General features: G+C 72.3%; 9 protein-coding genes. 4 read left to right on the top strand and 5 right to left on the bottom strand.

From position 1 onward, the window contains the following. Positions 1 to 59 precede the first annotated feature (59 nt). Positions 60 to 1,700 (top strand): DUF5691 domain-containing protein, encoded by a 1,641-nt coding sequence (locus OOJ98_RS17885; RefSeq protein ID WP_267055889.1) that lies wholly within the window; start codon positions 60 to 62, stop codon positions 1,698 to 1,700. 231 nt (positions 1,701 to 1,931) lie between these two features. Here the strand turns inward: OOJ98_RS17885 and OOJ98_RS17880 are convergent, their stop codons facing one another. Continuing rightward, positions 1,932 to 2,345: a cobalamin B12-binding domain-containing protein gene (locus tag OOJ98_RS17880; RefSeq protein WP_267055888.1), complete on the bottom strand. Its 414-nt coding sequence runs from the start codon at positions 2,343 to 2,345 to the stop codon at positions 1,932 to 1,934. A 381-nt stretch (positions 2,346 to 2,726) separates the two neighbouring features. Between OOJ98_RS17880 and OOJ98_RS17875 the strand changes: the two genes are divergently transcribed. Continuing rightward, complete coding sequence (locus OOJ98_RS17875) at positions 2,727 to 3,563, top strand: alpha/beta fold hydrolase (protein ID WP_267055887.1); 837 nt, start codon at positions 2,727 to 2,729, stop codon at positions 3,561 to 3,563. 300 nt (positions 3,564 to 3,863) lie between these two features. Beyond that, positions 3,864 to 5,477, top strand: coding sequence for a M23 family metallopeptidase (locus OOJ98_RS17870; protein WP_267055886.1), 1,614 nt, complete (start codon positions 3,864 to 3,866; stop codon positions 5,475 to 5,477). A gap of 20 nt (positions 5,478 to 5,497) precedes the next feature. Here OOJ98_RS17870 and pcrA read toward each other — a convergent pair whose 3' ends face one another. Continuing rightward, positions 5,498 to 7,954, bottom strand: coding sequence for a DNA helicase PcrA (pcrA, locus tag OOJ98_RS17865; protein WP_267055885.1), 2,457 nt, complete (start codon positions 7,952 to 7,954; stop codon positions 5,498 to 5,500). Positions 7,955 to 8,082: 128 nt separating this feature from the next. Then, positions 8,083 to 8,436, bottom strand: coding sequence for a hypothetical protein (locus tag OOJ98_RS17860; RefSeq protein WP_267055884.1), 354 nt, complete (start codon positions 8,434 to 8,436; stop codon positions 8,083 to 8,085). A gap of 363 nt (positions 8,437 to 8,799) precedes the next feature. On the opposite strand from OOJ98_RS17860, the gene OOJ98_RS17855 reads away from it, so the two are divergent. Further along, a complete protein-coding gene (locus OOJ98_RS17855; RefSeq protein WP_267055883.1) occupies positions 8,800 to 9,855 on the top strand; it encodes an NlpC/P60 family protein in 1,056 nt (351 codons plus the stop codon). Positions 9,856 to 9,909: 54 nt separating this feature from the next. Here OOJ98_RS17855 and OOJ98_RS17850 read toward each other — a convergent pair whose 3' ends face one another. Both OOJ98_RS17850 and OOJ98_RS17845 read right to left on the bottom strand, forming a co-directional pair. Continuing rightward, on the bottom strand, positions 9,910 to 11,046 hold the full coding sequence (locus OOJ98_RS17850) for an esterase family protein (RefSeq protein ID WP_267055882.1): 1,137 nt from the start codon (positions 11,044 to 11,046) through the stop codon (positions 9,910 to 9,912). A gap of 88 nt (positions 11,047 to 11,134) precedes the next feature. Then, a complete protein-coding gene (locus OOJ98_RS17845) occupies positions 11,135 to 12,349 on the bottom strand; it encodes an esterase family protein (RefSeq protein ID WP_267057008.1) in 1,215 nt (404 codons plus the stop codon). Between the last annotated feature and the right edge of the window lie 10 nt (positions 12,350 to 12,359).

The following is a 12,359-nucleotide window of genomic DNA, read 5'->3' as shown; positions in this document are numbered from 1 at the left end:
GGGCCGGCGGCCGGGCGGAACGCATGGAGCGCACGAGGCACGACGGAACGAGGGAGCCGATGACCAGCACCACCACGATCACCGAGGGCGACGCTGACCTGCGGGCGAGCGCCTGCTCCTGGGAGGAGCTGGTGACCACGGCGCTCCTCGGCACCGAGCGGCGCCCGGCGGCCGGCACCGCGGAGCGGCTTCTCGACACCGCGGCGGCCCTGACCGTACGGCGCAGGGCGGGGCTGGTTCCGGCGGCGGCGGGCGGGCGTCCGGGCGCGGCACCGCCGGACGGGCGCCCCGCGGTGCCGGCGGCGGCCCGGCGTCGCCTGGCGCTGCTCCTCGCCGACCGGTCCGCGCCCGCCCATGCCGGGGGCCGGCGCGGGACCGCGCCCGATCTCGGGGAGCTGCTTCCGCAGTGGCTGGCCATGGCGAACGAGCGGGGGCTGCGACCGCCCGCGGAGCTGATACCGGCGCTGCTCGACGCGGCTCGCGCCCGTACGGATCTGCGTCCCCAGGCCCTCGCCTTCGCGGGGCCGTACGGGCTGTGGCTGGCCCGGTTCAACTCCGAGTGGCGCTTCGCGCTGCGAGGCGCGGCCGGCGGTGCGGCGCTGCCCGGCCCCGGGGACACCGAAGCGGTGCGACTCCTGTGGGACGAGGGGCTGTTCGCGGAGCGGGTGGCGCTGCTCGGGGCGGTGCGGGCGCACGATCCCGAGGCGGGGCGGGCGCTGCTCGCCGGGACATGGACGACGGAGCGGGCCGAGGACCGGCTGATGTTCCTGGACTCGCTGCGCGGCGGCCTCTCACCGGCGGACGAGCCGTTCCTGGAGGCGGCGCTCGCCGACCGGAGCCGCACTGTGCGGGCGACGGCTGCGGAACTCCTCTCGGCGCTGCCCGGCTCGGCCCTCGCGGGACGGATGGCGCGGCGCGCGGCGTCGTGCGTGTCCCTGGACCGGACGGGCGGCGGGGCGGCGATATCGGTGGAGGCGCCGCACGAGTGCGACGCGGACATGCAACGGGACGGGATCGTCCCCCGGCCCCCGGCCGGGCGGGGCGAACGGTCTTGGTGGCTGGGCCAGTTGGTGGAGTGCGCGCCGCTCGGCGGTTGGCCGGGCCGCCTCGGAGGACGGACCGCGATCGAGATCGTGGCGCTGCCCGTGGCCGACGACTGGGGCGCGGAGCTGCACGCGGCGTGGTGCCGGGCGGCGGCGCGGCAGGGGAACGCGGAGTGGTCCCGGGCGCTGCTCGGCGCGCCGTCAGCGCCGCCCGGGGAGGGCGCGGGCACGGGCTCCCTCGCCGAGCGGGCCAAGCTCCTGTCCGTCCTGCCGCCCGACGAACGGGCGGACTGGGTGGCCCGGTTCATCTCCGCGCACGGGTTGTCGGAGGCGTTCCAGCTGCTCGGAGGATGTGTGGTCCCGTGGGCCGGGGCGCTGGGGCGGGCCGTGGTGGACGCCCTGGAGATCGCCCGGGACGCGGGCAGCTACCCGTGGAGCTTCAGCGGGGTCATGGGCCTGGCCGAGCGCTGCCTCGATCCTGCGGAGTCGCCCCGCCTGGAGGCGCTGACGGCTACGCCGCCGGAGGAGGAGGGGGCGTCGCCGGGGGCCGGGGGGTACTGGGCCGAGGCGTTCCAGCGCCTCGTCGCCACGTTGTCGCTGCGCGCGGCGATGCGCGACGAACTAGCCGCCCACCCGGGCAGTTCCCCGTGCCCCTGACTACTCGATGCCGGCCCGCATGCGCATCCCCAGCCCGTCCGGTGCCCCTCGGGGCCGAGCCCCGTGGACCCCGGTTTTCGGGTGCGGGCCGTGCTGGGTTGCTCGCGCAGTTCCCCGCGCCCCTCAGCTACTCGATGCCCGGCCCACCTCGGCATCCTCAGCCCGTCCGGTGCCCGGCGGCTGGCGCCCCTCGGGCGGAAGCAGGCGCCCCCGGAAGGGGCGGGGTGGGGGTCAGGCGTCGGTCGGCTGGCGGACGTTCGCGTTGACCCAGGTCACGATGGACCCCGTGGTCGCCCCGGGCGTGAAGATCTCCGCCACGCCGAGTTCCTTCAGCGGAGGAATGTCGGCCTCGGGAATGATCCCCCCGCCGAACACCTTGATGTCCTCCGCGTCCCGCTCCTTCAACAGCTCGATCACCTTCGCGAACAGCGTGTTGTGCGCCCCGGAGAGGATGGAGAGGCCGATCGCGTCGGCGTCCTCCTGGATCGCGGTGTCCACGATCTGCTCGGGCGTCTGGTGCAGCCCGGTGTAGATGACCTCCATGCCGGCGTCACGCAGCGCCCGCGCGATGACCTTGGCCCCGCGATCGTGACCGTCGAGCCCCGGCTTGGCCACCACCACGCGGATCGGACCAGTTACACCCATCACTGCCTCCACATGTCCCACCTGCGCACCCCGCGCCAAAGAGCCGGGGAAGTGAACGAACGTTATCCACAGCATCCCGCACCCCGCCGTTTCGCGGTGGGGAGGGAGGGGGAAATCACACGTGGGACACGTTCGTTTTGCACCGTACCCGCATGAGTCGGCCCTCGGCAGCCGCCGCAGAGCCCGCCCATCCGGTCGGGCGCGGCGCAAGGGGAGCCGCTACGAAGGCGCCGCACCACCGTGCTGCCAGCCGCGCAGCACGGTGGTCCGGCCCTCGCTCTTTCGGGGCCGGCCCCGGCGGCGGCCCTTCAGCGGCGGAGCCCCATGAGGGCATACGGGGGACGGAGTGGCCTTCCGTATGCCATTCGGGAGGTCGCCGCCGTGCCGGTCTTGTCGTTCTTACCCCTCGCCCTGCCGCCGTTCCTGCGCCGAGCGTGGCTGTCGGCGGCGCTGATCCGGGCCACCGCGCTCGATCTGGCCGTCCTCGCCGGGCACCTGCTCCTCTATCCGTCCGGCCTGACACCGGAGCGCCACCCCGTGACCGATCCCGCCGCCACACCGCAGCTGCCCACCTCCGGCCGGTCGCACCCGCCCGTGGTCCTGCTGCACGGCTTCATCGACAACCGGTCCGTCTTCGTCCTGCTCCGCCGGTCGCTGGCCCGGCACGGCTGGCGGCACCTCGAATCGCTCAACTACTCGCCGCTGACCGTCGACATCAGGGTCGCCGCAGAGCTGCTCGGCCGCCATGTCGAGGAGATCTGCTCCCGCACCGGCCACCCCGAGGTGGACATAGTGGGGCACAGCCTGGGCGGCCTGATAGCCCGCTACTACGTGCAGCGCCTGGGCGGCGACGCGAAGGTCCGTACGCTCGTCACCCTGGGCACCCCGCACTCCGGGACCCGCTCGGCACAGCTCGCGCACGCCCATCCGATCGTGCGGCAGATGTGCCCCGGTTCCGAGCTGATCGAGGAGCTGCGCGCCCCCGCGCCCGGCATCCGAACCCGCTTCGTGAGCTTCTGGAGCGACCTCGACACGCTGATGATCCCGGTGGCGACGGCGCGCCTCGACCACCCCGATCTGCTCGTCCAGAACGTCCAGGTGACCGGAATCGGCCACCTCGCCCTGCCGGTTCACCCGGCCGTAGCGGCGGGCGTACGGCAGGCGCTGACCGCCGGGGAGCCGGAATCGGCCGATCAGGACGCGTTCTCGGTCGCCTGAACCTGCCACTTCACCCGCCACGACCGCGCCCGGAACGCGCGGGCGCGCCCGCTCCCTATGGCCGGATGACACCCCCGTCGCACCGAACACACGTCGAACGTGCCTCGAACGCAGGGCCAAGGCTCTGCCCATAGTCCGCCGAAAGGCGGCCGATTGCCCGTTTCTCGCGGCTCCGGAACCCCCCGAAGATTGTCGGCGTCGCGTACCGCCGGGTACAGTCACGCCACTGCTGCCCCCGGGACCCCCACCCCAGTGGGGACCCCGGCCGCAGGTTCTGTTGCCGAGGCGAGAGAGAAGTTGGTGACTGACCAGCACGCCCACGCCGGGTTCGTCGGACACGACGGTTACCTCAGCGGCAGCAACGGCCCTGGCGGCAGCGGCCCCCACGTCCACAGCACCGGCAGTTTCGACGTCGATCCGCTCTTCGGCGCGATGCGGGACGCCACGCACAGCGCGACGCAGGGCGGGCAGCAAGCCCCGGCCGGCCCCACCGCGCAGAGCGGCTACGCGGCAGGCCACACGGGCCAGTTCGACACCGGCGCCTTCGCCTCCCCGTACGACAGCACCGGCCAGTGGACCGTTCCGGCCCAGGCGACGGCGTACGAACCGGACGGCGCGACCGGCACTCTCGACACCGGTTCCTTCCACACCGGTGCTTTCCACACGGGCGCCTTCGGCACCGGCACCTTCGACACCGGTGCTTTCCACACGGGCGCCCTGCACAACAGCGCCCCGCAGACCGGCGCGTTCCAGAGCGGTGCTCTCGACACCGGCCAGTTCGACACCGGCAGCTTCGACACGACGGGCCAGTGGGACGCCCGCGCCTGGACCCAGGCGCAGGACACCGGCCAGTACGACACCCGCGCCTTCGCCGCCGCGTACGACACCACCGGCCAGTGGGCCGTGCCCGGCACCCACGCCGACACCGGTACCTACGACGCGACCGCGTGGAACGCCGCCCCGGCCACCCCGGCCGCCCCGGTCACCCCGACGACCGAGCCCCAACTCCCGTACGAGACCGCCGAGTTCCCCCAGGTGGAGCTCGCGGAAGCGCTCGGCTCCGAGGCCCCTGACACGGTGGGCGAAACCCCCGGCGACGGGCACGACGGGAGCGCCGAGCTGCCCGACGTCGCCGTACCGGCCTCGCGGGCGGAGGCGCGGCGCGCCGCCGGGAGCCGTCGACGGCGTACTCCCGCCAAGCGGTCGGCGCTGCTGACCGTCGCGGTGCCGTCCGTGTGCGTGATGGGGGTCGCCGGTGTCGCGGTCGCCTCGGTGGGCGGGCTCGGCGGCGGCAAGGACGAGGGCGGCACCGCCGTGATGGCCGCGTCCGACCCCGCCTCGGTCAAGCCGGTCGCCGCCAACAAGAACCTCGACACCCAGCTCGCCAACCTCAGCGCCGACGCCAACAGCTTCGCCGACCGTGCCAGCAGGACGCAGGAACGTATCGACCTCAAGGCCCGCCAGGACCTGGAGAAGAAGAAAAAGGAGGACGCGGCCGCCGCCAAGGAGGCCGCTCGTCCCAAGTTCGTCCTGCCGGTGACGCAGAAGGGGCTCAGCGCGTACTACGGGCAGGCCGGCGTCAACTGGATGTCGGTGCACACCGGCATCGACTTCCCGGTCTCGATGGGCACCCCCGTGATGTCGGCGATCGACGGCACGGTCCGCACCCAGTGGAACAGCGCCTACGGCAACATGGCCATAGTGACCGGCGCCGACGGCACGGAGACCTGGTACTGCCATCTGTCCAGCACCAAGATCCGCTCGGGTCCGGTGAAGGCCGGCGAGGTCATCGCCTACTCGGGCAGCTCCGGCAACTCCACCGGGCCGCACCTCCACTTCGAGGTGCGACCGCACGGCGGCTCGTCGATAGACCCCCTGCCGTGGCTGCGCAGCCACGGCCTGGACCCGACGTAACGAAGGACGCGAACGCCCGGCTACAGCTTCTCGACCGGCGCGTACCGCAGCAGGAGCTTCTTCGGGCGTTCGTCGCCGAAGTCGATCGTGGCCTGTGCGTCCGAGCCGGATCCCGTCACCGTCATCACGGTGCCCAGGCCGAACTGGTCGTGGGTGACGCGGTCGCCGACCGACAGGGCGATCACCGGCTTGTCGCTGCCGCGCCGGGTCGCGAAGCCCGAGGGGCCCGACTTGGAGCGCGACGACGACAGCGAGCCGCCGATGCCGCCGCCGAGCGACTTGCCGGACATCGGGCCGGCGGGCGCGGCCATCGGCCCGGTCCGCTTCCACTCCAGGTGTGCGGCCGGGATCTCTTCGAGGAAGCGCGACGCCGGGTTGTACGAGGGCTGTCCCCAGGCGCTGCGCATCGAGGAGCGGGTGAGGTAGAGCCGCTCGCGGGCGCGGGTGATGCCGACGTAGGCGAGGCGGCGCTCCTCTTCGAGCTCCTTGGCCTGGCCGAGCGCCCGCATGTGCGGGAAGACGCCGTCCTCCATGCCGGTGAGGAACACGACGGGGAATTCGAGGCCCTTGGCGGTGTGGAGCGTCATCAGGGTGATGACCCCTGAGCCGTCCTCGTCCTCGTCGGGGATCTGATCGGAGTCGGCGACCAGGGCGACCTTCTCCAGGAACTCCGCGAGGGTCCCCGCGCCTTCCTCCTCGGCGCGCTCCTGCTCGAACTCCAGGGCCACGGCGGCCAGTTCCTGGAGGTTCTCGATGCGGGTCTCGTCCTGCGGGTCGGTCGAGGCCTGCAACTCCGCGAGGTAGCCGGTCCGTTCGAGCACCGCTTCGAGGACGACGGCGGGGCCCGCGCCCGAGTCGACGATCGTACGGAGCTCCTCCATCAGCGTGTTGAAGCGCTTGACGGCGTTGGCCGAGCGGGCCGCCATGCCGTACGCCTCGTCGACGCGGCGCAGCGCCTGCGGGAAGCTGATCTTCTCGCGCAGCGACAGGGCGTCGATCATGGCTTCGGCGCGGTCGCCGATGCCGCGCTTGGGCACGTTGAGGATGCGGCGCAGCGGGACGGTGTCCTCGGCGTTGGACAGGACGCGCAGATAGGCCAGGACGTCCCTGACCTCCTTGCGCTCGTAGAAGCGGACGCCGCCGACGACCTTGTAGGGCAGGCCGACCCTGATGAAGATCTCTTCGAAGACACGGGACTGCGCGTTGGTGCGGTAGAAGACCGCGACGTCACCCGCCTTGGCCTCGCCCTTGTCGGTGAGCCGGTCGATCTCGTCGGCGACGAACTGCGCCTCGTCGTGCTCGGTGTCGGCGACGTAACCGGCGATCTGGGAGCCGGGCCCGGCGTCGGTCCACAGGTTCTTGGGGCGGCGGCCCTCGTTGCGTTCGATCACCGCGTTGGCCGCGGACAGGATCGTCTGGGTGGAGCGGTAGTTCTGCTCCAGGAGGATCGTCGTCGCGTCCGGGTAGTCCTCCTCGAACTGGAGGATGTTGCGGATCGTCGCGCCGCGGAAGGCGTAGATCGACTGGTCGGCGTCGCCCACCACGCACAGCTCGCCCGGGGCCTGCGCCTCGCCGGAGGGGCCGACCAGTTCCCGGACGAGGGTGTACTGGGCGTGGTTGGTGTCCTGGTACTCGTCGACCAGGACGTGCCGGAAGCGCAGCCGGTAGTGCTCGGCCACGTCGGGGAAGGCCTGGAGCAGGTGGACCGTGGTCATGATGATGTCGTCGAAGTCGAGCGCGTTGGCCTCGCGCAGCCTCGCCTGGTAGAGCGTGTAGGCCTGCGCGAGCGTCTTCTCGAAGCCGTCCGCGGCCTGGCCCGCGAAGGTCTCCTCGTCGATCAGCTCGTTCTTCAGGTTGGACACCTTGGCGCTGAACGCCTTCGGCGGGAACTTCTTCGGGTCGAGGTCGAGGTCGCGGCAGACCAGGGCCATGAGGCGCTTGGAGTCGGCGGCGTCGTAGATCGAGAACGATGAGGTGAAGCCGAGCTTCTTCGACTCGCGGCGCAGGATGCGCACGCACGCGCTGTGGAAGGTCATGACCCACATGGCGTTGGCGCGCGGGCCGACCAGCTGCTCGACGCGCTCCTTCATCTCGCCGGCGGCCTTGTTGGTGAAGGTGATCGCGAGGATCTGGCCGGGGTGCACGCCGCGGGTCGCCAGGAGGTGGGCGATGCGGTGGGTGAGCACCCGGGTCTTGCCTGAACCGGCGCCGGCGACGATGAGCAGGGGCGAGCCGGCGTGCGCCACGGCGGCGCGCTGCTGTTCGTTCAGCCCCTCCAGAAGGGCCGCCGCGTCGAGCGCGGGGCGCGGGGCGCCGCCGCGGTAGTACGCGTCGCGGTCCACGGGTGCGTCGAACCGGCCCCCGAACAGGTCGTCCGGCACCGCTTCGGGCGCGTGCGACTCCTCGGGCGGCGGCGGGTGCTCCTCCTGCGAGGGCTGGAGGTCCGCCAGGAAGCTGTCGTCAAAGAGGCTGCTCATCGTCTCCCGAGTCTAGGCCGCCCCTCTGACACCGCGTCCCCGCCTTCGAGAACCCGGCGGGAACCGGGGCGGGAACTCGGCGGGAACCCGGCGGGAACCGGGGCTCGGCGCCGGAGCAGCGCGGCGGCTCAGTGCCAGAGCAGCGCGATGAAGATGTTCACCACGGTGAGGGCGCCGACCGCGCCGAAGAGGCCCTTCGCGATCTTCTCGTCGTCGCGCTTCACGTAGACCAGGCCGAGGATGACGATCAGGACGGCGAGCTTCACGCCGATCTTGAGGGTGTTCACGCTCTCGTCGTTGGCCTGGCTGAGACCGACCAGGGCGACGCCGGTGACCAGCATGGTCAGGGCGCCGTGCAGCATCCCGGGGACGAAGCGGGCGGTGCCCGCGCTCATCGCCTTCATCTGCGTGAGGAATCCGCCGAGCAGCGCGGCGATGCCGATGATGTGCAGGCCGACGACGACATTGATGAGTACGTCCATGGCCCGGAGCCTAATTCCCGCTTATCAGGCTCCTTGCGGCGGGTGGGGCCCAACCGGCACTTCGGTCACAGCAGGCGCACAGACCGGGGACCAATGCCCCGGCTCCGGTCGGATCCTGTCATCGAGTCGCCGGAAGACGGCACTTCCCGTCATGACCTGGCTGGGCCGTGTCGCCCAGGTTTAGCGTCCTCCCCCAGGTGGCCGACTCCCCACCGCCGTCGCATCGCTGGACGGTCGTCGGTCATCCCGCCGAAAGGTCCGGCGGCGGGCCGCTCCCCCTGTGCGGTCCGTCGTCGGAACGGCTCCCCTCCCGGGGTGCCGCAGCCCGGAAGCACTGCCGTACGGAAGGACGTGAAGGCCCTCGTGGCTGCGCACCGAAAGCCCAAGCAGCATCCGCTCACCGGTCCCGCCGCCCGCACCGCCGCGACGCTCGCTCTGGCGTCGGCGGCCACCGCGACCCTCTTCGAGGGGTCCGGGCACGCGGATCCGAAGCTCACACCCGCGCAGGTGAAGGCCAAGGTCGACCAGCTGTACCACGAAGCGGAGGCCGCGACGGAGGCGTACGACGGGACGAAGGAGAAGGCGGACGAGGCCGAGCGCTCACTGAACGCGCTGCGGGACGAGGCCGCGCGCAAGACCGCGCAGCTCAACACCGCGCGCACCGCGCTCGGCTCCCTCGCGGCCGCGCAGTACCGCAGCGGAACCGTCGCCCCCGAGCTCCAGCTCTTCCTGTCGTCCGACCCGACGCGCTACCTGGACGACGCCGCGCTCGCCCAGCACGCCGGGGACCGGACCGCGATCGCCGTCGCCGGGGTGCGCAAGCAGCTCTCGGAGCTCGACCGGCTGCACTCCACGGCCGACACCAAGCTCACCGAGCTGCGCGGCCGGCAGTCGACGCTGCGGAAGCAGAAGAGCGACATCCAGTCGAAGATCACCTCGGCGGAGGCGCTGCTCGCCCAGCTCAGCCGGCCCGAGCGGGCGGCGTACGAGCAGGGCGACGGGGCGGCCGCCGACACCCGGGCCAGCCGGTCGTCCGACACCCCGCGCGGGCCGGTCGTGGCCGCGCCCAGTTCACGCGCCGCGGCCGCCGTCGCCTTCGCGTACGGCGCGCTCGGCAAGCCGTACGTCTGGGGCGCGACGGGCCCCTCGTCCTTCGACTGCTCGGGGCTGACCCAGGCCGCCTGGCGCTCGGCCGGGGTGCAGCTGCCGCGGACCACGTACACCCAGATCAACGCGGGGACCCCGGTGCCGCGTTCCCAGCTCGCCCCGGGCGACCTGGTCTTCTTCTACTCCGGGATCAGCCACGTCGGGCTCTACATCGGCGGCGGCAACATGATCCACGCGCCGCATCCGGGGGCTCCGGTGCGGGTCGCGCCGATCGACGAGATGCCGTTCGCGGGGGCCGTGCGGCCCGCCTGAGCCGGGCACGGCAGCACCCCGGACCCGCGACGGCGCCCATGTACTGACGGTGTGTCAGACCCCGCGGCCCACGGCCGGCTTGGCGCCCGCGCCCATCTCCTTGGTGAGCCAGCGGAAGACGTCCGGGACCTGTGCCTTCCACACCGAACTCGCGTGGCCTCCGCCGTTGAGCTTGACCACGTTCACCGTGGTGGGCGCCTTGGCGGCCTTCTTCAGGGCGAGCCCGTCGCTGTAGCCGTCGTTCTGCTCCCCGGAGGCGAACAGCGAGACGTGCGGCGGCTTCGGCGCGTGCTTGAGGATCCACAGCGGGTTGGACTCCGTGCGCAGCTTGGGGTCCTTCGCGGTGATCGAGTCCTTCTCGGCGGCCGGGTCGTTGTAGCCGGACAGGGTGACGCCGGCGCGGTAACGGTCGGGGTGCTCGATGGCGAGCTTGGCGGCGCAGTGGGCGCCCGCGGAGTATCCGGCGACGGCCCAGCCGTCCGCGCCGGGGGTCGCGCGGAAGTTGTCGGTGATCATCTTGCGGACGTCCACGCTGAGCCAGGTGTCGGCGTTGACGACGCCCGGCACATTGGCGCAGCCGGTGTCCTTGCCGCTCAGGAGCGTGGTGCGCGGCGACACGAGGATGAAGGGCGCGACCTCGCCCCGCTCCATCAGCGGCGTGAGCTGCTCCTGCGACTTCAGGGTGCCGAACCAGGCGCCTATCGAGCCGGGGTAGCCGGGGAGCAGCTCGACGACGGGGAAGGTCTTGCCCTGGTAGGCGGGGTCGTCGTACTGCGGCGGCAGCCACACCGCCACCTCGCCCTCGACGCCCGAGACCTGCCCCTTGAGCATGGTCTTCATGACGCCCTTGCCGACCTTGCTGGTGTACGGCACGAACTTCTGCTTCACCTTGGGCTCGGTGGCCGTGTTCATGCCGCCGGTGCCGTCGGGTCCGAGGTCGGGCGCGGCGTTGACGTGGTCGCCGCCGCCGAGCAGGTCGTCCCAGGTGTCGTAGAGGCCGTTGGCGTTGTTGACGAGCAGGAAGACCACGAGGATCGCGGTGACCTGCGCGAAGCCGAGCATGAGGAGCCGCGAGACCCAGCGGACGAGCGCCGGGCCGCCGACCCTGGTCCACAGGAGGAGGGGCAGCAGCAGGGCGGCCGCGGCCGCGATGATCGCGGTCACGAAGAAGGGGGTTCCGGTCAGGCTCATCACGCCCCCGAAGAGGGACGGCCACGGACACCAGTTGCCCCCTTTGCCAGCGTTTTACTCAAAGGTGACGCCTCGTGCCCTTTACTTCTCAGCCCGTGTGCCCTGTGGCCGCGCCCCGGAGCCCGGTGGTCCGGGGCTCGGCCTTCCCGGGCCCGGTGTTCCGCAGCTCCGTGGCCGGGGGCTTGACGGTCTGGACCCCGCTCACCTGGCCGGAAAGCCAGCGGAACACCCGCGGCACCAGCGGCTTCCACACCACGTTCAGATGGCCGCCGCCCGTTCTGCGCACCCACACCTGGGTGGGCGCCTTGGCGGCGGCGCGCAGCGCCAGCCCGTCCTCGTAGCCGTCGCCCGGCTGGCCGGTGAGGTAGAGGGAGGTGCGCGGCGGGTGCTTGGCGTGGGTGAGCATCCACAGCGGATCGGTCTCGCGCCGCAGCACGGGATCGCTCGCCGTGATCGAGTCGGACTCGGCGGCCGGGTCGTTGTAGCCGGAGAGCGCGATGGCCGCGCGGTAGCGGTCGGGGTGTTCGACGGCGAGCTTGGCCGAGCAGTGCGCGCCGGCCGATATCCCGGCGACGGCCCAGCCGTCGGGGCCGGTGAGGGCGCGGAAGGTGTCGGTGACCATCTTGCGGACGTCCACGCTGAGCCAGGTGTCGGCGTTGACGATGCCCGGCACGTTGGCGCACCCGGTGTCCTGTCCCCCGGCGAGCAGCGCGGTGCGCGGCGCGACCAGGATGAACGGCTTGACCTCACCGCCCGTCATCAGCGGCGCGAGCTGCTCGGTGACGTCGAGGTTGGTGAACCAGTCCCGGGCCGAGCCGGGGTGGCCGGGCAGCAGCTCGACCACGGGGAAGTCCTTGTTCCGGTACGCCGGCTCGTCGTACTGCGGTGGCAGCCACACATACACCTCGCCCTCCGCCCCGGAGACCCGGCCGGTCAGCTGGGTGACCCGGACGCCGGTGCCCAGGTCGGGATCGGCCGCCGGCGTGAAGGCCTGCCTGATGCGCGGCTCCTCGCCGATGCGGCGCCCGCCGGTGCCGTCGGCACCGAGGTTGGGGGCCGCGGCGACATGGCTGTCGGTGCCGAGCAGATCGCCCCAGGTGTCGTAGAGACCGTTGGCGTTGTTGACGGCGACGAACACCACGAGGACCGCCGTGGCCTGCGCGACGACCACCATGAAGAGCCGCACGGCGCCGCGCACGACGGCCGGCCCGCCGACCCGGTGCCACAGGAACAGCGGCACCAGCACGGCGAGCGCGGCCACCACGATCGTGGTGACGAAGAAGGGCGTCCCGGTCAGGCTCATCACGTCCGGC

The sequence above is a fragment of the Streptomyces sp. NBC_00083 genome, assembly GCF_026343295.1.
In the GTDB taxonomy this organism is placed as follows: Bacteria; Actinomycetota; Actinomycetes; order Streptomycetales; family Streptomycetaceae; genus Streptomyces.
This window is presented reverse-complemented; position numbering and strand designations above follow the sequence as displayed.